At 40.7% G+C, this 26,788-nt stretch carries 24 protein-coding genes; 16 read left to right on the plus strand and 8 right to left on the minus strand.

All coding sequences use genetic code 11. The features are described 5' to 3' along the window. Positions 1–11: 11 nt before the first annotated feature. Together A361_RS08245 and A361_RS08250 are read right to left on the minus strand one after the other, a co-directional pair. On the minus strand, positions 12–1,229 hold the full coding sequence (locus tag A361_RS08245) for a NupC/NupG family nucleoside CNT transporter (RefSeq protein ID WP_009331096.1): 1,218 nt from the start codon (positions 1,227–1,229) through the stop codon (positions 12–14). A 188-nt stretch (positions 1,230–1,417) separates the two neighbouring features. After that, positions 1,418–2,293: a metal-dependent hydrolase gene (locus tag A361_RS08250; protein ID WP_019381602.1), complete on the minus strand. Its 876-nt coding sequence runs from the start codon at positions 2,291–2,293 to the stop codon at positions 1,418–1,420. Positions 2,294–2,751: 458 nt separating this feature from the next. Between A361_RS08250 and A361_RS08255 the strand changes: the two genes are divergently transcribed. From A361_RS08255 to A361_RS08285, 7 genes are all read left to right on the plus strand, one after another. After that, on the plus strand, positions 2,752–4,329 hold the full coding sequence (locus A361_RS08255) for a peptide chain release factor 3 (protein WP_009331094.1): 1,578 nt from the start codon (positions 2,752–2,754) through the stop codon (positions 4,327–4,329). 446 nt (positions 4,330–4,775) lie between these two features. Then, positions 4,776–6,173 carry a Na+/H+ antiporter NhaC gene (gene nhaC / locus A361_RS08260; RefSeq protein WP_019381604.1) on the plus strand — a complete coding sequence of 466 codons (1,398 nt, stop codon included), beginning with the start codon at positions 4,776–4,778 and terminating at the stop codon, positions 6,171–6,173. A 205-nt stretch (positions 6,174–6,378) separates the two neighbouring features. Further along, the gene (locus tag A361_RS08265; protein ID WP_026041692.1) at positions 6,379–9,666 is read left to right on the plus strand and encodes an efflux RND transporter permease subunit; all 3,288 of its coding nucleotides are present in this window, start codon (positions 6,379–6,381) and stop codon (positions 9,664–9,666) included. Between the two features lie 162 nt (positions 9,667–9,828). After that, entirely contained in the window at positions 9,829–10,305 is a 477-nt protein-coding gene (locus A361_RS08270; protein ID WP_009331091.1) for a hypothetical protein, read from the plus strand. Between the two features lie 202 nt (positions 10,306–10,507). Beyond that, the gene (locus A361_RS08275; protein ID WP_162272001.1) at positions 10,508–11,716 is read left to right on the plus strand and encodes a DUF5667 domain-containing protein; all 1,209 of its coding nucleotides are present in this window, start codon (positions 10,508–10,510) and stop codon (positions 11,714–11,716) included. A 117-nt stretch (positions 11,717–11,833) separates the two neighbouring features. After that, on the plus strand, positions 11,834–12,577 hold the full coding sequence (gene sigI, locus A361_RS08280; protein ID WP_009331088.1) for an RNA polymerase sigma factor SigI: 744 nt from the start codon (positions 11,834–11,836) through the stop codon (positions 12,575–12,577). Then, a complete protein-coding gene (locus A361_RS08285; RefSeq protein ID WP_019381609.1) occupies positions 12,574–13,719 on the plus strand; it encodes an anti-sigma factor domain-containing protein in 1,146 nt (381 codons plus the stop codon). The genes sigI and A361_RS08285 overlap by 4 nt, the downstream gene beginning before the upstream one ends. 49 nt (positions 13,720–13,768) lie before the next feature. Here A361_RS08285 and A361_RS08290 read toward each other — a convergent pair whose 3' ends face one another. From A361_RS08290 to A361_RS08305, 4 genes are all read right to left on the minus strand, one after another. Continuing rightward, the gene (locus A361_RS08290) at positions 13,769–13,969 is read right to left on the minus strand and encodes an alpha/beta-type small acid-soluble spore protein (RefSeq protein ID WP_009331086.1); all 201 of its coding nucleotides are present in this window, start codon (positions 13,967–13,969) and stop codon (positions 13,769–13,771) included. Positions 13,970–14,081: 112 nt separating this feature from the next. Next, a complete protein-coding gene (locus A361_RS08295) occupies positions 14,082–15,413 on the minus strand; it encodes a (Fe-S)-binding protein (RefSeq protein ID WP_009331085.1) in 1,332 nt (443 codons plus the stop codon). Next, positions 15,410–16,822: a glycolate oxidase subunit GlcD gene (glcD, locus tag A361_RS08300; RefSeq protein WP_009331084.1), complete on the minus strand. Its 1,413-nt coding sequence runs from the start codon at positions 16,820–16,822 to the stop codon at positions 15,410–15,412. Before glcD ends, A361_RS08295 begins: the two co-directional genes overlap by 4 nt. 105 nt (positions 16,823–16,927) lie before the next feature. Continuing rightward, the gene (locus A361_RS08305) at positions 16,928–18,046 is read right to left on the minus strand and encodes a CdaR family transcriptional regulator (RefSeq protein WP_019381610.1); all 1,119 of its coding nucleotides are present in this window, start codon (positions 18,044–18,046) and stop codon (positions 16,928–16,930) included. Between the two features lie 138 nt (positions 18,047–18,184). Here A361_RS08305 and A361_RS08310 point away from each other — a divergent pair, with 138 nt between their 5' ends. Then, entirely contained in the window at positions 18,185–19,549 is a 1,365-nt protein-coding gene (locus A361_RS08310; RefSeq protein WP_009331082.1) for a TrkH family potassium uptake protein, read from the plus strand. Positions 19,550–19,621: 72 nt separating this feature from the next. Here the strand turns inward: A361_RS08310 and A361_RS08315 are convergent, their stop codons facing one another. After that, the gene (locus A361_RS08315) at positions 19,622–19,972 is read right to left on the minus strand and encodes a DUF3905 domain-containing protein (protein WP_019381611.1); all 351 of its coding nucleotides are present in this window, start codon (positions 19,970–19,972) and stop codon (positions 19,622–19,624) included. Between the two features lie 168 nt (positions 19,973–20,140). Between A361_RS08315 and A361_RS30435 the strand changes: the two genes are divergently transcribed. Both A361_RS30435 and A361_RS30440 read left to right on the plus strand, forming a co-directional pair. After that, complete coding sequence (locus A361_RS30435; RefSeq protein WP_019381612.1) at positions 20,141–20,302, plus strand: hypothetical protein; 162 nt, start codon at positions 20,141–20,143, stop codon at positions 20,300–20,302. Then, complete coding sequence (locus A361_RS30440; RefSeq protein ID WP_009331079.1) at positions 20,302–20,457, plus strand: hypothetical protein; 156 nt, start codon at positions 20,302–20,304, stop codon at positions 20,455–20,457. Before A361_RS30435 ends, A361_RS30440 begins: the two co-directional genes overlap by 1 nt. Before the next feature lie 30 nt (positions 20,458–20,487). Here the strand turns inward: A361_RS30440 and A361_RS08320 are convergent, their stop codons facing one another. Further along, positions 20,488–22,236 carry a B12-binding domain-containing radical SAM protein gene (locus A361_RS08320; protein ID WP_009331078.1) on the minus strand — a complete coding sequence of 583 codons (1,749 nt, stop codon included), beginning with the start codon at positions 22,234–22,236 and terminating at the stop codon, positions 20,488–20,490. A gap of 205 nt (positions 22,237–22,441) precedes the next feature. Here A361_RS08320 and A361_RS08325 point away from each other — a divergent pair, with 205 nt between their 5' ends. The 6 genes from A361_RS08325 (at position 22,442) to A361_RS08350 (ending at position 26,633) form a co-directional block, all read left to right on the plus strand. Continuing rightward, the gene (locus A361_RS08325; protein WP_009331077.1) at positions 22,442–23,158 is read left to right on the plus strand and encodes a (Fe-S)-binding protein; all 717 of its coding nucleotides are present in this window, start codon (positions 22,442–22,444) and stop codon (positions 23,156–23,158) included. Between the two features lie 131 nt (positions 23,159–23,289). Further along, the gene (locus tag A361_RS08330; RefSeq protein ID WP_009331076.1) at positions 23,290–24,720 is read left to right on the plus strand and encodes a LutB/LldF family L-lactate oxidation iron-sulfur protein; all 1,431 of its coding nucleotides are present in this window, start codon (positions 23,290–23,292) and stop codon (positions 24,718–24,720) included. Then, on the plus strand, positions 24,717–25,436 hold the full coding sequence (locus A361_RS08335; protein WP_009331075.1) for a LutC/YkgG family protein: 720 nt from the start codon (positions 24,717–24,719) through the stop codon (positions 25,434–25,436). The genes A361_RS08330 and A361_RS08335 overlap by 4 nt, the downstream gene beginning before the upstream one ends. Before the next feature lie 168 nt (positions 25,437–25,604). Next, positions 25,605–26,051: a hypothetical protein gene (locus A361_RS08340; protein ID WP_019381613.1), complete on the plus strand. Its 447-nt coding sequence runs from the start codon at positions 25,605–25,607 to the stop codon at positions 26,049–26,051. Positions 26,052–26,186: 135 nt separating this feature from the next. Further along, positions 26,187–26,387 (plus strand): hypothetical protein, encoded by a 201-nt coding sequence (locus tag A361_RS08345; protein WP_019381615.1) that lies wholly within the window; start codon positions 26,187–26,189, stop codon positions 26,385–26,387. Positions 26,388–26,423: 36 nt separating this feature from the next. Continuing rightward, on the plus strand, positions 26,424–26,633 hold the full coding sequence (locus A361_RS08350) for a hypothetical protein (protein ID WP_019381616.1): 210 nt from the start codon (positions 26,424–26,426) through the stop codon (positions 26,631–26,633). Positions 26,634–26,788 lie beyond the last annotated feature (155 nt).

Here is a 26,788-nt window from a genome sequence, read left to right on the forward strand (position 1 = left end):
TCACATGATATTTAAAAAAGCATTCCAGCTATGGCAGCACTTAACATAGAAGCCAGGGCACCTGCTGCAACTGCCTTCAGGCCAAGCCGCGCAATGTCCTGCCTGCGGTTAGGTGCGAGTCCGCCAAGCCCTCCAAGCAGAATGCCCAATGAAGAAATATTGGCAAATCCGCAAAGGGCAAAGCTGACGATTGCGACCGTTTTATCAGATAAATTTGGAATATCCGGTGCAAAAGCAGAATAAGCAACGAATTCATTCAAAATTAACTTCTGGCCAATATAATTTCCGGCCTGCACAGCTTCTGACCATGGAACGCCTATTGCAAATGCAAGAGGCGAGAAAACATAACCCAGAATGATTTCGAGCGTTAATCCCTCGAAGCCGAATAATCCTCCAACCCATCCAAGGAGACCGTTAATCAATGCAACCAGAGCAATAAAGGCAAGAAGCATCGCTCCGATATTCAAAGCCAGTTCCAGCCCGACACTTGCACCTTTTGCGGCTGCATCAATGACATTGGCTGAGTCGCTATCCACTTCCATATCGAATTCTTTAGGCTCTTCTTTATCCTCTGTTTCAGGAAGCATGACTTTGGCCAGTATTAAACCCGCCGGTGCAGCCATAAAGCTTGCAGCCAAGAGATATTCAAGAGGCACACCCAAAAGGGAATATCCGATTAAAACAGATCCTGCCACAGAAGCAAGGCCGCCGGTCATTACCGCAAATAACTCAGATTTTGTCATATTGGCAATATAAGGACGGACAACAAGCGGAGCCTCTGTTTGCCCTACGAATATATTTGCTGCTGCCGACATGGACTCTGCTTTTCTGGTTCCGAGTAGCTTTGACAGCCCCCCGCCAAGGATTTTTATGAAAAACTGCATAATCCTTAAATAATAGAGGACAGAAATCAATGATGAAAAAAAGATTACCACAGGCAGGACCTGAAGTGCGAAAACGAAGGTGATACCCGATTCATCTGTAAAAAGGCCGCCAAATAAAAAATTAATTCCCTGATTAGCGTAATTGATAATATCGTTTACCTTCATTGTTAGCCATTCTAAACCTTTTCTGCCGCCTTCCCACTTTAGAACGAGAAAGGCGAAAATCAGCTGAATGGCAAGCCCACCCGCAACAGTTCTTAAACTAATGGCCCTTCTGTTGCTTGAGAGCAGGAAAGCTAATCCTAAAACGACAATGATACCGAATATTCCCCAAATAAAATTCATATTAACACCTCTTAACTATGTAATTTTCCCTTAAAGGAAGCTCAAGGGAGGATTCTGGCAGTACTCCTATTCCCTAATGAAACTGCTTGTAAAGCTCAATAGTTGTATTATGTGCAAAAGGAATAAATTAATGAAAAAATCTATGCATGCAGCATACATGGTGAAAATAAAAAAGATGAGCAAGATGCTCATCTTTCTGTATTTTTCTCGATATATTCAAACAGAAAAGACTGACCGTTTCTGTAAAATCGGGGATCATAGAGGCCAAGCCTTTCATCATCATCAACAAGAACGACAAATGGGGACCATTCATAAAGGGTTCTAGCTTCAGGACGCTGAGAAAACAATTTATCTAAATCAGCAGTTTCTCTGGATTGAAGCACATATTGAGTTTCCTCTTTCTTAAAAAGGTTATCATTAAAGATGATTACCTCATCGTCTTTTTTGGTTATAACTGAAAAGGTCCATGGAATAAAATCTGCCGAGAGGGCAACTTGATCATATTGATCATCATACTGCTTATAAATAATAAATCCCTGAGTGCTTTGGATGATAACATGCACCAACAAAAAGGCCCATGCCACTCTAAAGTAGTAAGGTGATTTCAGTTTGTTTCTTCTAGAGTAAATAAAAGCAGTTCCCATGATGAACCAAATCACTAAATCAACAATAGGAATCGTGCCAAAGGTAATCCTCATATTTGAAAATGGCTCCAAGTATCCCGTTCCCCATGCATTGAATAAATCACTTGTATTATGTATGAAAACTGCAAGCCAACCCAGCAGGAAAAGCTTCTTATCCTTAACTTTGAAGAGCAGGAAGGATAGCAGAAAAAACAGCAGAGCCCAAACCGGAGTAAGAAAAACTGAATGGGTAATGCCTCTGTGCCACATCTGATAAAGTCCTTCTGTATCCCATAAGCGGGAGATGACATCAATATCCGGAATTTGGCTTGCCCCCACGGCGGTAAGCAAGTACGCTCTCTTGGTGTTCTTATCCATATCTCGTTTATTAACTGCACCGTAAAGGCCCAAGCCGAATAAAGTATGAGTAATTGTGTCCATTTGCAACCTCCTTTTTTATATTTTGTTTCACTATTATAAGCCTGAAAAAGATTTATAAAAAGAAATATGCAATCTTAAAATGCGTTGCAAACTTTACTTCGGAGCGATAAAATTGAAGGTATTGCAATAATTAAGTGTCACATTGATTGCTTGATAAAGTGAAACTTCAATCTGTGGGGGTTCATCCCCCGCTGATTGTAAGTTGAGGCCCGCACGATGTGGGTCACAAAGACGTTGCCACAGGATAAGGAAAGCTACAGAGCGATACATCGCACGACCGAAAGCGGCAGCTTTTGGGAGGACGTGGCATTCTTAGTCTTTGTGCTTCATTCGGGCCTATACGGGCAGTTTAGACTCCCGCTTACCCATTCTCAATTTGCTATGTGTACGACATGGGAGTCAAACTGACCGTTAGACTGCGATAAACAAATTTTCATATAAGTAAGTGAGGAACCAATATGTCCAAAAATTTTAAAGAAGAAGTTTTATCCCGCCGCACCTTTGCAATCATTTCCCACCCGGATGCCGGTAAAACGACGCTGACAGAAAAACTCCTATTATTCGGGGGTGCCATTCGTGACGCGGGTACAGTTAAAGGAAAGAAGACAGGCAAGTATGCAACAAGCGACTGGATGGAAATTGAAAAGCAGCGCGGTATTTCTGTTACCTCCAGTGTGATGCAGTTTGAATATGATGGTGCGCGCGTTAATATTCTAGATACTCCTGGTCACCAGGATTTCAGTGAAGACACGTATCGTACGCTGACAGCCGTTGATAGTGCTGTTATGATCATTGACTCAGCGAAAGGCATCGAAGAGCAGACACTTAAATTATTCAAGGTCTGCCGCATGAGAGGAATTCCGATCTTTACATTTATGAATAAGCTTGACCGCCAGGGAAAGGCACCGCTTGAGCTCCTTGCGGAATTAGAAGAGGTCATGGGAATTGAATCATATCCTATGAACTGGCCAATCGGGATGGGGAAAGAATTCCTCGGAATTTATGATCGGTTTAATAATCGAATTGAGCAATTCAGAGTAGAGGAAGAGGACCGCTTTATTTCACTGAATGAGGAAGGCGAAATAGAGGGAAACCACTCCATTAAGGATTCTGGTCTATATGATCAGACTCTTGAAGAAATTATGCTGTTAAATGAAGCGGGCAATGAGTTTTCAAGAGAGAGAATTGCAAAGGGAGAATTGACCCCTGTGTTTTTTGGAAGCGCGCTGACCAACTTTGGTGTACAGACATTCCTTGAGTCTTATCTCCAATTTGCACCGCCGCCGCAGCCGAGGAATTCTTCAGCAGGTGAAATTGATCCGCTGTCAGAAGAATTTTCTGGCTTCATATTTAAAATTCAGGCAAATATGAATCCTGCTCATCGCGACCGGATAGCATTTTTAAGAATTTGTTCAGGCCAATTTGAAAGAGGCATGGCTGTAAATATACCAAGAATCGGAAAGTCCATCAAGCTTGCGCAGTCCACACAATTCATGGCTGATGACAGAAGTACAGTCGATACTGCCGTAAGCGGGGATATCATTGGAATTTATGACCCGGGAACTTACCAGATTGGCGATACGTTAACGGCAGGTAAAAATAATTTCCAATACGAACGTCTACCTCAATTTACACCTGAGCTATTTGTAAAAGTAACTGCCAAAAATGTCATGAAGCAAAAACATTTTCATAAGGGCATCCAGCAGCTGGTGCAGGAAGGAGCCATCCAGCTGTTTAAAACAGTAAAAATGGAAGAATACCTTCTCGGTGCAGTTGGACAGCTGCAATTTGAAGTTTTTGAACATCGCATGAAAAATGAATATAACACAGAAGTTTATATGGAAAGGCAAGGCTCCAAAATCGCCCGCTGGGTAGAAGGCGATGAGGTCAACGAAAATCTTTCCAGCGGAAGAAGTCTCCTGGTTAAAGACCGTTATGACAAAAACGTTTTTCTTTTTGAAAATGACTTTGCACTCCGGTGGTTCCAGGAAAAAAACCCGGATGTAAAACTATATAATCCGATGGACTCAGAATAATCATGCGGCCTCTTTTAGGGGCCGTTTCTGCTTTTGGTCCCTGTAAATGATCAGCCTCTCTTCTCCTGATTCAATTCCTGTAAATTCCTCTGTCACTCCTATTGACATATTCATCAATAGATAATATAGTATTAACACATCCGCTTTAGTACTAAAAAGCGTTTAAGTTAAAAAGCAGGAAGTTCAATCTCGATAAAAATATAGACTTTGTCCGCAGAAGAAAGTAGAGCAGTTGCCGGCAGCAGATAGAAACTGAATGGGTGATGAAAATTCAGGCAGCAATTGGTCGAAATACAACTGCATTTCACAGGACATTCTCTTTAAGCGGGTAAGCATAAATGGCTTATCAATTAGGGTGGTACCGCGGAGCTCCTTCGTCCCTATAGGCGAGAGGGCTCTTTTTGTTTGCTCTCGAATTTCTTGTATTTTTTTAGGAGGAATACATTATGCATCAGGAACATGCAGCATTGAATTTGAAGCCGCTTGAGGCACTTATTGTCACTCTATTAATCCTTGGAGGGATCAGTTATTCTATTATTTTCGCAGGGGCAGTGCCTCATATTCCCGTTGTTTTCGCGATAATGGGGTTAATTGCTTACGGTTTAATAAAAAAAGTATCCATTACACAGCTGGAAAAGGGGCTGATAGAAGGTGCCCAGTCCGGATTAGGGGCGATTTTCATTTTCTTTTTAATCGGCATGCTGATAAGCAGCTGGATGGCAAGCGGAACCATTCCAACATTTATTTACATGGCTTTGGAAGCTGTTAATGGAAAGTTCTTTTATGCCATTGTGTTTGTGGTAGCATCAGTGATTGGCATGAGCATTGGAAGCTCGCTTACAACGGCTGCTACATTGGGAGTGGCCTTTATGGGAGTCAGCTCTGCTTTGGGTCTTTCGGATGCGATTACAGCAGGTGCAGTTATTTCCGGTGCTTTTTTTGGAGATAAAATGTCTCCGTTGTCTGATACAACTAATCTGGCATCATCGACAGTTAAGGTGGATTTATTTGAGCATATAAAGACCATGGCATGGACAACGATCCCTTCGTTTATTATTTCTTTGGCAATTTTTGCTGTGCTGTCACCAGGCGAGGCAGCATCTGATTTTTCAAAAATTGCCCAGCTGAAAAAAACTCTGCTGGATGAGGGGCTGGTACATTGGTACTCCATAATTCCATTTGTCATTTTGACAATACTGGCCATTAAAAGAGTATCGGCTATCATCACGCTGTCAGCCGGAATTTTATCGGCTTTAATCCTGGCCATCTTTGTTCAAAACAGCTTCGGTTTCGAAAAAGTGATGTCATTGCTGTTTTCAGGATATGTCTCAAAAAGTGGTTCAGAGGAAGTAGACGCACTATTATCAAGAGGCGGCATGGAAAGTATGATGTTTTCTATTTCATTGGTATTGCTTGCACTTTCCATGGGAGGCTTATTCTTTAAGCTTGGCATTCTTCCAGCTTTGCTTGAAGGAATCAAAGGTGTTTTGAATCGTGTGTCCTCTCTAGTGGCAGCAGCAGCAGGAACAGCAATCGGCATTAACTTCCTGCTTGGAGAACAATATCTGTCGATTCTCTTAACTGGGAATGCGTTCAGAGAGCCTTTTGAAAAAGCCGGTCTGCACCCGAAAAATCTTTCAAGGATTCTTGAGGATGCCGGCACCGTGGTAAACCCGTTAGTCCCGTGGAGTGTTTGCGGAGTTTTTCTGGCAGGTGTACTAGGGGTGGAAACAGCAGCTTACATGCCGTTTGCGTTCTTCTGCATACTAAGTCCAGTTATTACTCTTATCTATGGATTCACTGGTTTAAAAATCGAAAAAATTGAGAAAAAAGCAGCTGTGTAATGCTGCTTTTTTCTGTGGGCAAAGGTTTAGGCAATGTCTTTTTTGGGGTGATTGAGCCCCTTTAAAGTCATAGATATTGTTCTCTATCACCATTCAGCAGCACACTGATTTCTTGCATAGTGATAGCTGCTTTAATATAGTTGAAATGTGTTTATATCTATCTTGCAGCCGTCATTAATTACTGACTTTGAAAGGAGCAGAATGTGTGCGAATAAGTGATTTTTCAATCAAAAGGCCAATCTTTACATTGGTTACGATGTTCTTAGTGCTTATTTTAGGGGCTGTCTCCCTCATGAATATTCCATTAAAGCTCATACCCGATCTGAATCCTCCTGTAGGAGTAGTAGTAACTTCGTATCCAGGAGCAAGTCCCGATGAAGTTGTGGAAAAAGTAACAAAGCCGCTCGAGGAAAATTTGGCAACATTGCCGGGGATTAAAACCTTAACTTCTACCTCGCAAGAGAGCGCAAATTTCATTCTGATGCAATTTTCCTGGACGACAGATATTGATGAAATACAAAATGAGGTTATTCAAAGACTGGACCAGACACAGCTTCCTGATGAAGCCGATAAACCGCGATTTATGAAGTTTGATCCTGCCCAGTTTCCTATCATACAATTATCCCTTAGTGCAGATGAAGAGCCTGAAGTATTGAGAAGGCTTGCAGAACAACTGAACCTGGAGCTGACCAAGGTTAAAGGAGTAGCAAGCGTAAATCTCTCCGGAACAGCCATTAAGGAAGTAAGGGTGGAACTTGATCAGGAAAAACTAAGAGATTTCAAACTAAGCCAGGCAGATGTTGTCGATGTAATTGAATCCAATAATATTTCAATGCCGGGTGATCCGGTTTTGACTGAGGGAAAAGAACTGACAACCAGGATCATTAGTTCCATTGATTCCCTTGAAACGCTGAAAAAACTTACTGTAACAGTTGACCCTGCAACAGGCGATAAAGTAAGCCTTGAAGATATTTCAGAGGTTCAGCTGGCCAGCCAGGATGATCGCACTATCACGCGCACAAACCAGTCTCCATCTGTCTTGCTGAGTGTCCTGCAGCAGTCAGACGCTAATACGGCAGAAGTTTCAAATCAATTCATACAGAAATTGGATGATCTTCTTGAGAAAGAACAGTTTGAAAATATTGAATCAGAAATTCTTTTTGATCAGGGGGATTACATAAAACTTGCAATAGAGAATATCTCCAATTCACTGATTCTTGGCGGTGCTTTTGCGATGATTGTGCTATTTTTCTTTTTGAAGAATGTTAAAAGCCCGCTTATTATTGGCATCTCAATTCCTTACTCTGTTATTTTTACGTTTGTTTTAATGTATTTTTCAAATTTCACCTTAAATATTATGACGCTGGGCGGATTAGCGCTTGGAATTGGGATGCTGGTGGATAATTCCATTGTAGTTATTGAAAATATTTACCGCCATTTATCAATGGGGAAAGATCCTAAAACGGCGGCCAGCGATGGAGCAAAAGAAGTAGGAGGTGCGATTACTGCTTCCACACTAACGACTGTCGCTGTATTCCTTCCAGTAGTATTTATTACTGGAATCATCGGTGAATTGTTTAAGGAGTTTGCCCTGACCATTTCCTTTAGCTTATTTGCATCTCTAGCTGTTGCACTGACAGTTGTGCCAATGCTGGCGAGCCGGCTGCTGAAGTCTCCAAAAGCAAATATTGAGACAAAAAGGCAGGAATCAGGCTTAATGCGTTCACTTGAAAAATCAATTAAGTGGTCTTTGCGGAATCGCGCAGTGGTAATAGCGATCACCATGCTGTTATTGGCAGCGGGAAGCTTTGGAATGACCACCTTAGGCACACAATTTCTTCCAAATACAGATGAAGGCTTCTTTACGGTGCGTATGGAGCTTGAAAATGGCACTGCACTTTCAGAAACTGAAAAAGTTATATCTGCTTTAGAGGAAGAATTAAAGGATGAAGAAGAGGTAGATACATATGTCGGCCTCATCGGAACTACACAGGAAGGATCCTTCCGGGGCTCGAAGAATGCCAATATCGCTGAATTGTACATCAAAATGAAAGGGCTTGATCAGCGTGAAAGATCAACCTTTGAATTTGCCGATGATATCAAAAAGGATCTGGAAAATGCTGCATCAAAGGTTAATGAAACTGCCGAACTCTCATTTAACATGCAATCCTCATCCGGTACAGCTCCGAATACTCTGACTTTCAGTGTAAAGGATACAGATCCAAATCGCTTAACGGAAAATGCAGATAAAATCTATAATAGATTGAAGGACTTAGATGATGTAACAGAATTATCCACTGACCTTATGGATACAGTTGAAGAAATTCAAATTACTGTGGACCGTGAAAAGGCACTTGAGCAAGGCCTGGCTCCTGCCCAGGTAGCCATGGCAGTAAATGATGTAACACGTGGCAATCGGGCAACACAAATGATAGATGAAGAATCGAATATATATGGCGTTTTTGTTGAGTACGATCGGGAAGTCACACAGGATATTGATAATTTAAAAAAATTGCTTATAAAAAAGCCTGATGGAAATTATGCTACTCTGAGTGACGTAACTAATATAGAACGCGGAGAAGGGCCGGTCAATATTCAGCGCATCAACCAGCAGGATGCTGTTCAATTTACATTAAAGTACAAGTCTTCAACAAACATGGGTGCCATGTCAAAAGCAGTGGATAAAGAAATTGCTGATCTGGATTTGCCGGATGAAACGGAAATCGTTTTTAGCGGTGACAGGGAGTTGCTGGAATCATCCATTGATGACCTGATTCTGGCCTTTGTTCTGGCAATCATCTTTATATATCTTGTAATGGCAGCCCAATTTGAGTCGCTGAAGTATCCTTTAGTTATCATGTTTACTGTGCCTCTCATGGTGATCGGGGTGGCAATTGCTCTTACAGCAACCCAAACACCTATTAGCTTAACAGCAATAATCGGGATTATTGTGCTGGCAGGAATTGTAGTTAATAATGCAATAGTCATTGTCGATTATATTAACCAAAAGAAAGAAATTGGCCTTAAGACCTATGATGCCATAATTATTTCCGTTAAGGACCGTGCAAGACCGATACTTATGACAGCTTTAACAACCATACTTGGGTTAGTTCCTCTTGCCCTTGGTTTAGGGGAAGGTACTGAAATTAACCAGCCTATGGGAATTGCTCTGATAGGCGGGCTGATCAGCAGTACATTCCTGACACTATTTGTGATACCTGTTGTATATAGTTTCTTTGACAAGGATACAAGGCGGTTAAATAAAATGTATGCAACACCGGATGGCCATTTAGTGCCAGCCTATCTGCTTGAAGAAAGAGTGGATAAAGATTGGAATCACAATAAAAGTGCAGAAGACAAAAATCAGCTTCAAACCTCTGAAGCCAGTTCCTACAGCAGAGATGATATGGCAGCCATGCTAGAAGAGTTGTTAAAAATTGTAAAAGAAAATAACAAAGAAAAAAAAGAACACAACAAGGATGAAAATACTTAATCCGTGCAGGCTCCTTCGATAAGAAGGGGCCTTTTGTCATGGCATTTCAAAATGGAAATAACTTCCTATTGGATTTTCAGGAAAATATCTGGAAAATTCATTGATAATTGACCTATAAACAGAGCACAATAAAAGTATCGACTTGTAGCTGGTGGTAATGAAATGAAAAAATTCAGTAAACTAGAAGCAGTTTTTTGGAGTATTGCATTGCCTGGTTTTAGCCAATTATTAATGGGGAAGCTGTGGAAGGGAACTTTATTTGTCGCGCTTGAATTCATCATTAATGTATACAGCCATTTTAATTCAGCCATCATGCTCAGTTTCATGGGAGAAATTGACAAAGCGGTTCATGTCCTAAATTATCAGTGGCTCATGTTTTACCCTTGTCTTTACATGTTTGCAATGTGGGATGCATATCGTACTGCTATGCCGGAAAATGAAGAATTATCTTTCCTTCCCTTTGTGTTCAGTGCCTACTTTGTGACAGTAGGACTTATGTACTCAACCAAGCTGAAATTATTTGGGATTTTTTTCGGACCGGTCTTTCTTCCTATGCTCTTTGTAATTCCGGGTGTATTCACCGGTCTATTGATCAGGTGGATCATTTTGAAATGTAGAAAGCACCCGGTGGAAAGTTAAGATGGCACATCATTTAATTAATGAAAAAAGCTTTGGCACACTAATCAATTTAGTGATGTTAAAGCTTTTTATCTTTTTTAAAAATAAATTTTTTAATAACCCCCAAAAATCTCTTTCATGAATCCGTACAGTTGTAATGAACAAGCGGCCGCTTTAATTAAATTTTGAGGTGAAATTATTGAAATTTTTATCCAGTAAAGAAATGAATAAAATGGCAAAAAGCACACTTGCACTGGTAATTGCGGGAACATTCACATTTTCAGCCGCAACAGCCTTTGCAAGTGAGAACAAGGAAGATGAAGAATTTGAAACAGTTGAAATAAAAAATGATCCTTCAGCTGAAGCAACTGCTGAATCAAAAAAAGATGCAGCAGAATCCATTGAAAATGATAAAGAAGAGCTTGATGAAGAAGCCCCATCTCTATTGCCTGGAAGCTTCTTCTACTTTGCAAAGATTGCATTGGAAAAAGTGAAGCTTGCTCTAACTTTTGATGACATTAAAGATGCAAAATTGCTTGCCGATTATGCTTCAGAGCGTATGGCGGAAGCAGAAGCACTTTTTGCTGAAGGAAAGGGAGAAGAAGCTTTAGAAGCAATAGAAAAAGCACTGGAACAGATGGAAAACGCTGAAACTATCGTTGATGAAGAAGCGAATGAAGACCTGGGAAAATCAATATCAGATGAGGAGGACAACGGTAATCTAGACGAATCAGCTGAAGTGGAAACTCCAGATGAAGACGATGCAGACCGTGAAGATTCTTCTGATAATGACACGGCCAACAAGGAAACTGAAGATGAAATAAAAGAAATCCTTGCCCAGAATATCATTGCCCTTCAGGCAAATCTTGCTAAGTTTTCAGAAAGATTCGATGAAAACCATCCCTCTGTTTTAGCGATGCAAAAGAACATTGCTAAGTTCACTGAAAAATGGTCTGAACAATTGATAGAAGAAAAAGAATATACTGGAATTGACCAGGCTGGGCAATCTTCAGAAATGGCGCCTGCTCCGATTAAATCTGAAGAAGCTGAAGCAGCAGAAGATCCGGAGAAAGAGATGGATGAATCAGCTTCTGAAGAGAAAACTGTGTTACCTGAAAATGCCGTGAAGGTGTCTAAAGAGGTAAAAGATGCAGCTAAAGCTGAGAAGAAAAAAGAGGCAAAGGCTTTAGAGGCTAAAAAGAGAGCAGAAGCAAAGGCGGCACGAGAAGAAGCTAAAAAAGCAGAAAAGGAAGCACGCGATGCAGCTAAACAAGCTGAAAAAGCAGCACGTGAGGCAGATTGGAAAGCAGCAAAAGAACAGCAGGCAAAGAAAGTTCAAGAAAAGCAGGCAGAGGCAAAGAGCCATGCCGGCAAAGGAAAATTGAAAGCTGAAGAAGTAAAAGGTCAAGGAAAAGAGAATAAAGGCAACTGATTTATGCTGGAAAAGAAAGCGCCTCGAGGCTTTCATTTCCTTTGCCAATAAAACCACCCTAAAAAAAATAATCTGGACACCGTATGATATAATGTGTTTTGAAAAGAGGTGGGGCAATTGCTAAGTTTATTGTTTTTGGCAAAGAAGCGTAAAAGAACGCTCGAAGAAACGGTAGAGTTAATACAGCAGGGAGATACAGCATTAAATAATGAGCTAATAGAGTCATATAAGCCGTTTATTGCTAAAACAGTATCATCAGTCTGCAAGAGATACATACACGAATCAGATGATGAATTCAGCATTGGTCTCATCGCTTTTAATGAAGCCATTCAAAAGTATAGTCCTGATAAAGGGAGTTCATTGATCAGTTTTTCGGAAGTGCTGATTAAAAGACGGGTTATTGATTATATCCGTAAGCAATCCAAATTTCAGAATCTTAGTTTTAATGGAGGCTCTAATCAGGAAGATGATGATACGGGTTCTGCGATTGAAGACGAATTGTCCATTGAAGACTTCAGGAAAAAAACGGATGAAGAACTGAGAAAAGAAGAAATTCTCCAGTTTACACAGGTTCTGCAGGAATTCGATCTTACCTTCAGCGATCTGATCGAACAGTCTCCAAAACATGCTGATGCACGAAAAAATGCGATGACAGTAGCCAAGATTCTGGTTGAAAATGATGAACTCAAAAACATACTTTATGATAAAAAAAAGCTGCCGATAAAGCAGCTTGAGAGCTATGTATCCTTAAGCAGAAAAACAATAGAGAGAAATAGGAAATATATAATTGCCATATCACTGATATTAACTGGCGATTATATCTTTCTAAAGGATTATATAAAAGGGGTGTTGGAAACGTGAAAACAGGAATTATCATGGAAATAAACGAACGTTTTTTAACACTATTAACCCCGGAAGGTGAATTTCTGCGGGCCCGAAAACAAGATGGGGCATATACACTTGGCCAGGAAATTGAATTCTTCCCAATAGAACTGAAAAACGGAAAAAAGTCGTCGCCTTTAACTATTTTTAATCTATTTAAAGGAAAAGGATTAATGGCAGCAGCTTTTGCACTAATGCTCGCTATCGTTTCATTTCTGCCGTTCCTGCAAAATGACGAAGTGTATGCATATATGTCAATCGACGTTAATCCGAGTATTGAACTAGGGGTCAATCAAAAATATCAGGTAGTAAAGCTCGTTCCTTATAATGAGGAAGGAGAACTAATTATACAAAACATCAAGAAATGGGAAAAAAACAGCATTCATGATGTAGCTGACAAAATTCTTCTTCAGATAAAGAAACAGGGTTATTTTAAAGAAAATAAAGAAGTAGTCATTGCTGCCGTTTATACAGAACAGAGTAAAGAAGCGGATAAGCGTATTCAGAAGGAGCTGGCAGATATAAAACAAGCTGCACAAAAAGAGCAGCTTGAAGTAACTTTACTGGAAGCAAGTGAAGAGGAAAGAGAAGCTGCTATTGAAAAAGGGCTCTCACCTGGATTATATAAAGAAAATAAAATAAAAGCTGACGCTGACAAGATAGAAATGCCTGAACCTGCAAATCCTGTTAAACAGACAGATAAAGAAATTCCTGCTCCGCAAAAGCCGGCAGAAAATACGCAAATCCAATTAAAAAAGCAGGAGAAAATAGAAGATCATAAAGAAAAACCTGCTGTTCCAGGGCAAATAAAGAAATCTGGGAACCAGCAGAATAACAGCGGTAAAAACAATGGAAATAATCCTGGAAAAAGGCATGATAATAAAGAAAAGATAAATCAAGAAAATAACGTAAAAGCCCAAAAACATCAAAATCGTCCAAGCGAAAAAAAAAATAATAAAGCTAATGAAAACAGAAAAAACCCCGAGAGAAATCCCAAAGAAAAAGATAATGGGAAAAACAGAGGCGGTAATGGTCCTGATAAGAATCAGAAAGACAGGAACAATCGAAATAATGCCAGCGGAAACAATCAAGGGAAGCATAATGACAGAGGGAATAAGTAAGAATAAAGTCCGGAGATGGCTCCGGACTTTTTCCATTTATATGAAGTTGTTATTGATTATTTTGGCCGGACATTTGTGCCTGTGCTTGCTGTACTAGTCGCTTAGTAATTTCTCCGCCCACAGATCCGTTAGCCCGGGATACAGTATCAGAGCCTAATTGAACACCAAATTCCTGGGCAATTTCATATTTTACCTGGTCCATGTATTGTTCAATCCCAGGAACTAAAAGCTTATTGCTGCTTCTTGCCATTGTATTCAACTCCTTTTTATTGGTCTTACAGAGTTTATCTTCCCTCTGTATTTTTAGTATGAATTAAAAAGGGAGTTTCATAAGTGGTAATATTTCGGCATAAGCAGTTTCTTTATGTTTCTTTATGAACAGCAGCTTCCAGAAGAATATCTGCGATATGAACGGCCTTTACGTTTCCGGATAAACCTTCACGTTCTATCCCCAGCTTCATCTGCAGAAGACAGCCCGGATTAGAGGTCACAATTACTGCTGCATCTGCCGACTTGGCCTGACTCATTTTATGATCAAGTATTTGCATTGACATGTCAGATTCAACAATATTATAAATACCGGCAGAACCGCAGCATCTGTCTGCATCCTTCATTTCCCTGAATTCGATGCCTTTAATTGAATTCAGAAGAGTGCGCGGGGCTGCTGAGGTTTTCATGACATTGCGCAAATGACAGGAATCCTGATAAGTTAGGATCTGCCCTGGCAGCTCAAGATTAACTTTTTTGTGGAATTCTAGTTCGTATAGAATTTCGCTGATATCTTTGAGCTTTTGCGAAAACTTTACAGCTCTTTCATGCCATTCCCGGTCATCTTTAAGAAGATGGCCGTAGTCAATAAGGAATGCTCCACATCCTCCTGCATTTGTAATGATATAGTCTGCGTCCAGCTTCTCAAAAGCCTCTATGTTCCGCTTTGCCAAGTTTTTAGCCGCCTGTTTTTCACCGCTATGGCCATGAAGAGCACCGCAGCAGGCTTGATTTTGAGGAATATGGATTTCACATCCTGCAAGCTGCAGAAGTTTTATTGTCGCATTATTGGTTTCCAGGAACATCGTATCCATTAAGCACCCAGTAAAAAAAGCGGCTTTTTTTATAGGTTTATCTGCTGAGAGATATGATGGCCTATTTTTCATTTCTTTTAATTTTGGCACTTGAGGCAGTACCTTTTCCATGGCCGTGAGGTTTTTTGGAAGCCAATTCAGCATTCCTGTTTTTCTGGCGGCCGATTGGAGACCTGAACGCTGATAAAAGCCCAATAGCCCGGCAGCTGCCCTCATTCTGTTCTGGTGGGGGAACAGCCCATTAAAGACCAAACTGCGAACCGCTTTGACCGGAAGCGAATGTTTCTTATTCTGATTTATAATATCTCTTGCTTCTTCCAGCAAGTGCCCATATTTTACTCCTGAAGGACATACAGGCTCGCATGCCCGGCAGCCCAGGCAAAGATCAAGAGATCTCTCTACGTCTTCATCCGGTTCAATTAATCCGTCAGCAACAGCTTTCATTAACGCGATCCTTCCCCTTGGAGAGTGTGTTTCTTTAAAGCCTGACTCGACATAGGTGGGGCAGGAAGGGAGGCAAAAGCCACAGCGCATGCAATTCAGGAGTTCATCTTCATTCATTCGGTTCTTAAATTCTTCCTGAATGATTATTTGTTCTTTTAATGTTGTCATTGGGCAACCACCACTCGTTTTCTGTCATCCTTGGCAAAAATTTTGCCGGGATTAAGAATGTTATTGGGGTCTAAAGCAGTCTTAACAGCTTTCATTGCATCAATGCCAGCCTGGCCAAGTTTCAGTTCAAGATAGGGAGCTTTCATGACCCCCACTCCATGTTCGCCTGTTATAGTCCCTCCAAGTTCAATCGCCTTGATAAAAATCTCTTCAAAAGCGTTTTCAACCCGTTTCATTTCATCTTTATCCCGGGCATCTGCAGGGCAGGTCGGATGCAGATTTCCATCACCGGCATGGCCAAATGTACAGATGGAAAGTCCGTATTTTTTGGAAATTTCATTTATTGCTTTTACCATGTTGGCAATTTCAGATCTTGGCACTGTAGCATCTTCAAGAATGGTTGTGGGCTTAAGGCGTGCAAGGGCCGATAATGCGGCACGCCTTGCAGTCCGCAAGGCTTCTGCTTCCATTTCGGAATTTGCGAGCTGTACAGATACAGCCCCTTGTTTCTTGCAGATTTCAGCCATATTCTGCATATCTTTTTCCACCACCTCAATCGGACCATCCTGTTCAATAAGAAGTACTGCTTGGACATCGGTTGGCAATCCAATTTGGGCAAAATCCTCAACTGCCTTTAATGTAGGCTGATCTAAAAACTCAAGGGTGGCGGGTATGATTTTGTCAGCGATGATTTTTGAGACTGATTTTGCAGCTTGTTCAAGATCCTGATATAAAGCAAGCATTGTCTTTTTTGACTCAGGAAGCGGGATTAATTTTAATGTTGCTTCCGTAACGATCCCCAAAGTTCCTTCAGATCCAACCAGCAGTCTGGTAAAATCATATCCTGCCACGTCCTTCGCAAGCTTGCCGCCCGTTCTAATAATGTCTCCGCCCGCAAGTACAGCTTCCAGCCCCATTACATAGTCCCTTGTAACTCCATATTTCAATCCACGCAGTCCGCCGGAATTTTCATTGATGTTTCCTCCGATTGTGCTTATTTTCATCGAACTTGGATCTGGAGGATAAAAAAGCCCTCTTGCTTCAACCTGGTTAATCATGTCAAGCGTGATGACACCGGGCTGTACTGTAACCGTAAGATTTTCTTCATCGATTTCAATCACTTTATTCATATGCTTAAACAGGAGTACAATTCCGCCTTCTGTAGGACAGGTGCCTGCACATAAATTGGTGCCCGATCCCCTTGGTACGATTGGAATTCCTGAGCTGCTGCAAATCTTGAGGATACTTGATACTTCCTGTGTATTTCGCGGACTGATCACTGCGTCGGGCATCGATTGGAAATTTGGAGTAGCGTCATATGAATAGACGAGGCGCCCTGCTTTTGAGTCATCATAATTTTCTGCGCCGACAACGGCTATTAATTCTTCTTTTATTTGTACGTCAACCAAATGGATCCTCTCCTTTAATGGAAGCTGTCAATATCTATTTCTTTAAGTATAAAAAAAGCAGGGAATGCCCTGCTATGGTTAACTATACAAATATTCATGGATATTTTAATTGTTTTTTGTACCTTCATCTAAAAGTTTTACCGCAATGAATAATTTCATTAAATCATTCAGATTTGATGTGTATAGGCCGGAAAGATCCGATATTTTCTTGAGTCTGTAATGAAGGGTGTTAATATGTATATGCAATGCTTCAGCAGTATTTTTCAAAGAGTGATTTTGCCTGAAAAGTTCCTGAAGGGTTACCATAAGATCCTGTTCATTCATGAATGTCCCAATTGTTCTTTCTACAAAGTCCTTTTTAGTTTCTGGTGAGAGGTCATCAAAAATCATTTCAATGGTCAAGTCCTGGTCAAAAATTATGGTGCCACGGTCTTTTGCAATTTTTAAAGCACGTTCTGCCTGCATAAACGATTCGGACAGGCTGAAGGGAGGCAGTGGTTTACCGGTGCCCATACTTACTTCAGCGGCCAGAAGGTTCTCAAGAAAACGATGAAAGCGAGTGACCTTTTCTCTTATCAGGTTCTCTTTTTGTGCTGAAGAAGCTCCAGCTAAAAGCACTATCCGGTTATTGCCCCAGCGGATCAGAATATCATGAGGGCCAGCTTCCCTCCAGGATAATATCCTATTCCAAAGATCCCTATGAAGCAATTGGCTATTTTGCCTGAATTCTGCGATAGAAACCTGTCTGTCCACAGCCAGATTAATTTTCAGAAGATGAGCCCGTTCTTTGAATGCGGGATCCCATTCTTTTGCCTGCAGCCAGTCAAACATAAAACCTTCCAGTGCACGAGCCTGCCAATCGAGCTGCTCTGCAAAGTAACTTTCACTGATAAATAACTCTGTAAGCTTGCGGATGATTTCTGCGAATGGGGAAATTTTATCGGGATTTCCGGTTATGCCAATTACGCCAACTGTTTCTCCTTTAAAAAAGATCGGCAGGTTAATGCCGGCTTTTACACCTTGAAGGCGAGACTGATCCTCCCTGGTAATAATCAGCTTTTCTTTATTTTTTATGCAAATCAGTGCGCCTTCATGAAAACTGCCTATTCTGCCTGCATCTGTACTTGCAATGATTACCCCGCAGGTATTGGCAACTATGATATCTTCCTGAAGAAACTGACGCACTTCAGCTATAATTTTTTCAGCCAGGTCAGGCAACAACATGTTATATCTCCCTTTGATTTTTTGACTTTATTATATATAAATAAAAAACTTCCTGCGAATTTTCTAATATCCCTTTTAAAAACCGGGTATATTCATTATGATAAGGGTTAGAAAAATTTTGAAGGGGACAGGTATGATATGTGGAAAGACGTAAGAAATTGGCTGGATAAACTGACACCTGCCCAAGTAATATCCGGATATTATTTATTGGCAGTATCTGTATCGGTACTTTTATTAAGAATACCGGCTGTACATAAACCAGGAGTGGAGGTTGCATTTATTGATACAGTTTTCACGGCTGTCAGTGCAGTGAGTGTAACCGGTCTGTCAGTGGTTGATATATCGGAAACATACAGTGTTTTTGGTTATTTTGTCATCATGTTCATCCTTCAGTTTGGCGGGATAGGGATCATGGCGCTAGGCACATTCTTTTGGCTCCTGCTGGGCCGTAAGATTGGATTAAGAGGGCGTCGCCTCATCATGGTCGATCATAATCAGTATGCCTTGTCCGGCCTAGTCAATTTAGTAAAAGAAATCATTAAAATTATATTGGTGATTGAAACGCTTGGTGCGCTCATATTGGGTTTTCATTTTCTTAAATATTATCCTGCATGGGATGAAGCATTCCTGCATGCGCTGTTCGCATCTGTCAGTGCTACAACCAACGGGGGCATGGATATAACAGGAGCCTCTCTTAAACCATATGCCGGTGATTATTTCGTGCAGCTGATCAATATTATTCTGATTACTTTAGGAGCTATAGGTTTTCCTGTTCTTATCGAATTAAAGCAATATCTATTTAGGAATAAATGGGACCAGGAACCATCTTTTCGCTTTTCCTTATTTGCAAAATTGACGACCGTTACATATGCCGCCCTTCTTGTGTTTGGTACCGTTATTTTGCTCATCATGGAGTTTAATCAATATTTCAAAGGCATGAACTGGCATGAAAGCTTCTTTTATGCATTTTTCCAATCCGCTACCACCCGGAGCGGCGGGTTATCAACCATGGATGTTAATGAGTTTACAATGCCTACTCTCATTATAATGAGTATTTTAATGTTCATTGGGGCATCACCAAGTTCTGTCGGCGGGGGCATCAGGACGACTACATTTGCTGTGAATATCCTCTTTATATATCACTTTGCCAAAGGAAATCGGGATATAAAAATATTTAAAAGAGAAATTCATGAAGATGATATTCTGAAATCCCTTGCTATCACTTTGCTTGCTATTGGAATGTGTTTTTTCTCTGTTGTTATTCTAAGCATTACAGAAAAGCAGATGGAGCTTATTGAAATTATTTTCGAGGTCTGTTCAGCTTTTGGTACCACGGGTCTGTCGTTAGGAATCACACCGGAATTATCAATGATCGGGAAATGTATCATAATGGCCTTAATGTTTATTGGAAGAATTGGATTAACTTCCTTCTTATTTATTATAGGCGGCAAAGAAAAACAGCCGAATTTTCATTATCCTAAAGAGCGCGTTATTATTGGCTAAAAAAGCAGACCGGAAGATTATTCCGGACTGCTTTTTTTCTTGTCCCCATCGCCTTGCGCAAGACTTTTCTTATTAATCCGTACCGCGGCTGACATCTTTAGTAGGATGCATGAATGGGGAGGCTTGAGGCGGCTTTTTGCTTTCAAGGAGTTCTTTGTTTTCCGATGTATTCCAGCCGATATCATTTGTCGGATGAATCCAATCCTCACCTGCCATCACTGCAGGATCTGTTTCATCGCTCCAGTTTTCCAGCGGTGAACTGTCAGAAGAATAATAACTGTCCCCAATGGTTACGCCAAAAGAATTCTTGAAAGGCGACTGAAGTTTCATGCCTGTGTCTTTAAAGCTCGGTGCTTCTATTTGATGTGGAAGTGTCTCATCAATGCCAATGCTCTTGTTATCTTTATTCTTTTTATTAGTCATATCGCTCATTCCTTTTTACTCTATTTTTTGCACCGCAGTAAAATTTATGATTGTAAAATAAGGAAGACTCAGATAGGAATGAAACCATGTTTTTTACTAAAAATAAAGCTGTGTTAAACCTTAAAATGGATTTAGCACTATGAAATATTTTTTCAGGGGGAGATTGGGATGGCCAAACGAAAAGCTGAGTATAATGCAGTTGAAAAATACAGCAAGACGCCTAAGAAGAACCTTCAGGAATCAGAGTTTTCAGCAGAATTCAGCCAGGGAGAAAATCCCATGAAAATGGCTAACCGCAACTCCAAGCATGGGGAAGAGGGAAGAGCCTAGTGGATCATAATAAACAACGAAAAAAAGGACGGCAAAATGGCTCGGCCAATGTTGAATTCGGTATGGAGTTTGGTGATATAAATGCCGGAAAACTTTATGAGCTGCCATTTATGAACCGTGATAAAGATAATAAGAAAGATCGGGATAAATGCTAAAAAAAAACCGGCAGATTTCTGCCGGTTTTATCAATCATGTATAGGGCCAGTAAAGATGGAAACTTTTTCTGAGCTTGAGTCGAAATAGGCAAGCAAAACTGAGTCTCTCTTTTCAATTATTCCATCCTTAATATATTTTTCAATATCAAAAGATAATCTTTCACTTAAGGTATGTTTGTATATTTCTTTTTCATTCAGCTGAAGGCTTAAGAAGTCTTCTCCCAGCTGGATTGGATTTTCAAGCAGAGACTGGTAAAGCTTTGATCTCTCGGATTTTTCAAAGCTTGGCTGCCACCAGGGTTTTCTTGGCTTGTATTTTTGTTTTGAAATATAGTCAAGCTTCATAAGGCCTTCTGCTATCTCCAAATCAGCAATGTTTTTTGACTGCAGGAATTCAAAAAGCCGTTTGAAAAGATCCTCAAGCTGATGGCCAATTCTGGACCATCCTTTTTGTTCCCAATAACTGCCGAATTCCTGGAAGAAATCGAATGGAGTCGGAAATACTTTTGTAACTAAATATTCAACAGTCGCATCCATTCTATGATCATTCCAATATTTCTCTAATACATCTTCAACCTGTTTAATGCGAATGATGTCATCAAAGGACAAAACATTATTTCCAAGTATTTCATATGGAGAATGGTCCATATAAATATATTGATGTTCTTCTGCTCTCAAGCGAAGCCCGGTGCCTCTCAGCATTTTTAAGAAGCCGAGCTGGAGCTCTTCTGGCCGCATTGCAAATACATCGTTGAATGTTCTTTTGAATGAATCATAATCTTCCTCAGGAAGTCCGGCAATTAAGTCAAGATGCTGGTCAATTTTCCCTCCATCCTTTACCATTGTGACTGTTCGGCAAAGCTTGTTAAAGTTCTGCTTCCTCATGACCAATTCATTTGTATAGTCGTTTGTAGATTGCACACCAATTTCAAATCGGAATAATCCTGCTGGAGCTTCCTTGTTTAGAAATTCAATCACTTCAGGTCTCATGATGTCGGCAGTGATCTCAAATTGAAAGACAGTACCAGGCAGATGTTCATCAATTAAAAATTGGAACATCTCCAAGGCATAACTGCGGCTTATGTTGAATGTGCGGTCCACAAATTTAAGGGTTTTTGCGCCATTCCTCATTAAATATCGGATGTCGTCCTTAATTTTTTCCCTGTCAAAGTATCGCACGCCTACTTCAATAGAGGAAAGGCAAAACTGGCAGCTGAATGGGCATCCCCGGCTGGTTTCTATATAAGTGACCCGTTTAGAAAGGTGGGGAATATCTTCTTCAAAGCGGAATGGCGAGGGCAGCTCGCGCAAATCCAGCTTATTCCGCTGAGGATTAATACGAACCTGGCCATTTTCCCTGAAAGCAAGACCATGCACATTTTCCATATTCATTGTGCCATTCAGCTCTGTAAGCAGCTGTTTGAACGTTTCCTCACCTTCACCGATAACAATGTAATCAAATTCTTTTACATTGTTCATCCAATCCGCAACATCATATGTTACTTCAGGTCCTCCGACTGCAATATGAATGGAGGGGTCAATCTTTTTAATCATTTTAATGACCTTAATGGTCTCTTCGATATTCCATATATAGCAGCTGAATCCGATCACATCAGGTTTTTTGCGGACCAGATCTGTAACGATATTCATTACCGGATCTTTAATTGTATATTCGGCTAATTCCACATCGAAATCAGGCTGAGCATATGCCTTTAGATAGCGGATCGCTATATTTGTATGAATGTATTTGGCATTAAGCGTACTGGCGATAACTTTCATTTATTTTTGAACTCCCTTTTTAGCTACTTAAACATCATATAATTGTATCATATTTTTTAATGAAAAAAAGGAAGTAAAACATTGACATATAATAAGGAAAATAAATTATACTAATTATTATAATATTTATAAAAATTCAACAATTTGTATTATAACTATAGTAAGATAGTAGAAAAATATAATATCTAGCTGGGAGAGGGAATGAATGAAGGTAAGTCTTTTTGCAACATGTCTGGTAGATATGTTTCAGGGAAATGCAGGCAAGGCAGCTGTTGAACTGCTAGAACGCCTGGGATGTGAAATAGATTTTCCGGATGCACAGGTCTGCTGCGGCCAGCCTGCCTACAACAGCGGCTATGTGAAGGAATCAAAGGAAGCTATGAAAAGGATGATCACAGCATTTGAACATGCAGAATATGTTGTTTCCCCTTCTGGATCTTGCGCTTATATGTTTCAGGAGTATCCTCATGTTTTTAAAGGTGACTCTGTGTGGGAACCCAGAGCAAAAAAGCTTGCCGAAAAAACATACGAACTTACTCAATTTATTGTTGAAGTTCTAAACGTTGACGATGTAGGTGCAAAATTAAAAGGAAAGGCCACCTTTCATACATCCTGCCATATGACCAGGCTTCTTGGAGTGAGAGAAGCACCTATGAGATTATTAAAAAATGTGAAGGGTCTGGAATTCGAAGAGCTTCCCGGCAAGGAGCAATGCTGCGGTTTTGGCGGTACTTTCTCTGTGAAAATGGCTCAAATATCTGAACAAATGGTAGATGAGAAGGTTGGACATATAGAGGAGACAGAAGCAGAAATTCTCATTGGAGCTGACGCGGGGTGCCTGATGAATATTGGAGGCAGGATCGGTAGGCAGGGAAAGCCAATAAGGGTTATGCATATTGCTGAAGTGTTAAATTGCCGCTAAGCAATTAATGGACATGCTTTCTTAAAAAGCAGGATAGACAGATTTGAACGTTGATCATTGTCTAGCATAAGCAGCCTGGCGCCTCGTGTGACACTGGCGGGTAAGGCGCTTGCGCTTAAGGGGGAATAGAAATGGCTATGAAAATAGGAACAAACGACTTTAAGGATCGTGTAGATTCCGGAATAAGCAATTCCTTTATGAGAGGGGCAGTTTCAGGTGCACAGGAAAGGCTTCAGACAAGAAGGCTAGACGCTGCAGCAGAACTTGGAAATTGGGAAGAATGGCGGTCGCTTTCAGAAGAAATTCGCCAGCATGTACTGGAAAATCTTGATTTTTACTTATACCAGCTCAGCGAAAATGTAGCTAAAAGGGGAGGGCACGTTTATTTTGCTGAAACTGCTGAAGAAGCCTCTGCCTATATACGGGAAGTAATTGAAAAGAAGAATGCAAGAAAAGTAGTTAAATCAAAATCGATGGTAACCGAAGAGATTCATTTAAATGCCTCACTGGAAGAGGCCGGATGCCAGGTCATTGAAACTGATTTGGGGGAATACATCCTTCAGGTAGACGACCATGATCCCCCTTCACATATAGTGGCGCCTGCCCTTCATAAGAATAAAGAGCAGATTCGGGATGTTTTTGCAGAAAAATTGAACTATCAGAACACAGAAAAGCCGGAAGAACTTGCGTGGCATGCGAGAGAAATGCTGCGCCACGAATACTTAACCGCCGATGTTGGCATTACGGGCTGCAATTTCGCTGTTGCTGAAACCGGTTCAATCACATTAGTGACTAATGAAGGCAATGCAGATCTTGTCACTGCCTTGCCTAAGACGCAAATTACGGTAATGGGCATGGAAAGGCTGGTCCCGACTTACGAGGAAATGGAAGTGCTTGTAAGCATGCTGACAAGGAGCGCTGTTGGACAAAAGCTTACGAGCTATATTACTGTTCTGACAGGTCCAAAAGAAGAACTCGATGTCGATGGTCCTGAAGAATTCCACCTGGTTATAGTGGACAATGGCCGCTCTTCGATTTTAGGAGGAGAGTTTCACTCCATTCTCCAATGTATCCGCTGTGCTGCTTGTGTAAATGTTTGTCCCGTATATAGGCATGTTGGCGGTCATTCCTACGGATCCATCTATTCAGGCCCGATTGGAGCGGTCCTGTCACCCCTTTTAGGCGGCTATGATGATTATAAGGAATTGCCTTATGCATCAACACTTTGCGGAGCCTGCACGGAAGCCTGTCCAGTCAAAATCCCTCTTCATGAACTTCTTCATAAACACCGGCAGGTAATTGTCGAAAAAGAAGGAAGAGCTCCCATATCGGAAAAGATGACCATGAAGGCTTTTGGACTGGGAGCAGCTTCACCGTCCCTTTACAAACTGGGGTCAAAGCTGGCACCGGCAGCCATGAATCCATTTACCGCAGGCGACAAAATTACAAAGGGACCAGGCCCATTAAAGGCCTGGACAGAAATCAGGGATTTTCCAGCTCCTAATAAAGAAAGATTTCGCGATTGGTTCAAAAATCGGCCGAAAGGAGGCGGACAGCAGTGAATGGAACAATTCAGAATCGAGATGCTTTTTTAAGTAAAATTGCAGGCAGATTAGGCAGAGAAAAAAGAGTTACTGGAGTGGAAAGACCAAAATGGAGCTTTAACCCGCAGGATGCAGTCTTGAAAGAAGCAGATGCTGATGAGCTTCTTGAAGCATTAAAGACACAGTGTACGAAAATCCACACTGATCTTGTTGTAACCAATGCTGACAATTTGACTGAAACGCTCAAAGAAATTGTAGCCCAATATGGCGGGGGGCCAGTTGTGACCTGGAAGGATGACCGCTATAGACAGTTTGGGCTTACACCGCTATTTAAGGAAATTTGGCCAAAAGAGAAAGTAGAGGTATATGAGTGGGATTTTTCTGAAGAAAGAAGAAATATTGACTACGCAGAACATGCTAACATCGGAATTACGGTCAGTGAGATAACTCTGGCTGAATCCGGCACAGCAGTCTTGTTCAGCAGCAAAGATCACGGGCGGACAGTCAGCTTTCTCCCTGCTGCTTCTATCATCCTTATTCCGAAGAGCACCCTGGTCCCGCGTATGACACAGGCTGCAAGGATCATTAGGGAAAGGGTAAACTCAGGGCAGCTGGCACCTTCCTGCATTAACTTCATTACTGGACCAAGCAACTCCGCTGATATTGAGATGAACCTCGTTGTTGGTGTACATGGGCCTGTAAAGGCTGCGTATATTGTTATTGAAGATTTATAATGCCTTTGACACCTGGCATTCTGGTTTGTTAGTACGAGAAAAAAACGCCAACTTTTGTTGGCGTTTTTTTCTGAAAGCGTCCCAGGCGAGATCAGCTTCTATAAGAGGAAGAAGGTTTAGAATATCAGTAGCTAGTTTATTTGAAATGTTCACATTTTCTATGATGGAATGACATTTAAAAACATAAACAGAGGGGAATTTGTTTTCAAAGATAAAGTTTGGATTGGAGCCGACAGTGATTTATTGCAGCTTTATGGGAGAACGAATTGTTATATTGAGTTCTTTAAAACCGGTACTACAAGAAGTGCATATTTCGGATTTGGTAGCGCCAGCAGCGAAGGTCTCACTGTAAGAAATGAAAGGCCAGGCGGTGAACTAACCCTTGTAGCCGGATCTTGTGGGAATGTTAATATTCTGAGGAATGATTTGAAAGTACGTTCAACCACTTATACTTCTGATGAAGAACTAAAAAGTGAAATTGAATTGTATACCAAATCTGCACTAAAAGAAATCCTTGCAACTCCTGTGAAACAGTATTACTTAGAAGGTGATATTCCGGGAGTAGATAAAAAAGGCTTGGTCTTACCTATCAGGAAGCGCCTGTTGATATTGTAACACCACAAAAGGCGCTTGTGGGTATGCAATAGACGTTATGGAATGGAAAGCCATTCAGGAATTATCCCCAAAATTAGATGTGGCGCTTACAGAATTAGAAAATCTAAAAGCCCAAATAGGAGGAGAAATTACATTATGAGCGGAGATAATCAAAAAATTTCTATAGACCCTTATCTTCAAAATGAACTTGGAAAACTAAAACACGAAAATATTATCTTGAAGGCACAATTTAATGTGGTTTCTCAAAACAAAGAATTGCAGCAGAAAATCCAGGAACTTGAAAATAATCTAATTGAATCAAAGGAAGCAAATGGTACAAAAGAACCTAAGATTTAAGGGTTCTTTTTATTACCTTCAAAGGAGGTATTGTAAGTGACAAATGAGGCGGAAACAATGGATTTATGGAAGACATCTGTAAAGAAAGACATTGAAGAAATGAAAGGTGATATTCGCCGGCTACAGGATAAAACACTCTTACAAGACCAAATAATCCAGAACATCCAAGGTGACCTAAAGGAAATTAAAGAAGATACTAAAGAACAATTACAAATGCCATTATTATGTCCGTTTTCACTGCTATAATTGGCGGCGGTATTGCAATTATCTTTACAGTGTTTAAAGGTTAGGGAAAGTAAATTACTTTGTAGAAGAACTATTAATGCAAAATGGAGATAGTTGCCGTTACTTGATGCAGAAGGTTTTCATTTACTACCTTATAGAGTGCTCAATGTGGAAAA

Source organism: Cytobacillus oceanisediminis 2691 (assembly GCF_000294775.2).
Lineage (GTDB): Bacteria > Bacillota > Bacilli > Bacillales > Cytobacillaceae > Cytobacillus > Cytobacillus pseudoceanisediminis.

Excerpts from the sequence above, each read along its gene's own strand:
- A361_RS08245 (WP_009331096.1), bottom strand. The coding sequence starts at position 1,229 with ATGAATTTTATTTGGGGAATATTCGGTATCATTGTCGTTTTAGGATTA.
- A361_RS08250 (WP_019381602.1), bottom strand. The coding sequence starts at position 2,293 with ATGGACACAATTACTCATACTTTATTCGGCTTGGGCCTTTACGGTGCA.
- A361_RS08255 (WP_009331094.1), top strand. The coding sequence starts at position 2,752 with ATGTCCAAAAATTTTAAAGAAGAAGTTTTATCCCGCCGCACCTTTGCA.
- nhaC (WP_019381604.1), top strand. The coding sequence starts at position 4,776 with ATGCATCAGGAACATGCAGCATTGAATTTGAAGCCGCTTGAGGCACTT.
- A361_RS08270 (WP_009331091.1), top strand. The coding sequence starts at position 9,829 with ATGAAAAAATTCAGTAAACTAGAAGCAGTTTTTTGGAGTATTGCATTG.
- A361_RS08275 (WP_162272001.1), top strand. The coding sequence starts at position 10,508 with ATGAATAAAATGGCAAAAAGCACACTTGCACTGGTAATTGCGGGAACA.
- A361_RS08290 (WP_009331086.1), bottom strand. The coding sequence starts at position 13,969 with ATGGCAAGAAGCAGCAATAAGCTTTTAGTTCCTGGGATTGAACAATAC.
- A361_RS08295 (WP_009331085.1), bottom strand. The coding sequence starts at position 15,413 with ATGACAACATTAAAAGAACAAATAATCATTCAGGAAGAATTTAAGAAC.
- A361_RS08305 (WP_019381610.1), bottom strand. The coding sequence starts at position 18,046 with ATGTTGTTGCCTGACCTGGCTGAAAAAATTATAGCTGAAGTGCGTCAG.
- A361_RS08310 (WP_009331082.1), top strand. The coding sequence starts at position 18,185 with ATGTGGAAAGACGTAAGAAATTGGCTGGATAAACTGACACCTGCCCAA.
- A361_RS08315 (WP_019381611.1), bottom strand. The coding sequence starts at position 19,972 with ATGACTAATAAAAAGAATAAAGATAACAAGAGCATTGGCATTGATGAG.
- A361_RS30435 (WP_019381612.1), top strand. The coding sequence starts at position 20,141 with ATGGCCAAACGAAAAGCTGAGTATAATGCAGTTGAAAAATACAGCAAG.
- A361_RS08320 (WP_009331078.1), bottom strand. The coding sequence starts at position 22,236 with ATGAAAGTTATCGCCAGTACGCTTAATGCCAAATACATTCATACAAAT.
- A361_RS08325 (WP_009331077.1), top strand. The coding sequence starts at position 22,442 with ATGAAGGTAAGTCTTTTTGCAACATGTCTGGTAGATATGTTTCAGGGA.
- A361_RS08330 (WP_009331076.1), top strand. The coding sequence starts at position 23,290 with ATGGCTATGAAAATAGGAACAAACGACTTTAAGGATCGTGTAGATTCC.
- A361_RS08340 (WP_019381613.1), top strand. The coding sequence starts at position 25,605 with ATGACATTTAAAAACATAAACAGAGGGGAATTTGTTTTCAAAGATAAA.
- A361_RS08345 (WP_019381615.1), top strand. The coding sequence starts at position 26,187 with ATGAGCGGAGATAATCAAAAAATTTCTATAGACCCTTATCTTCAAAAT.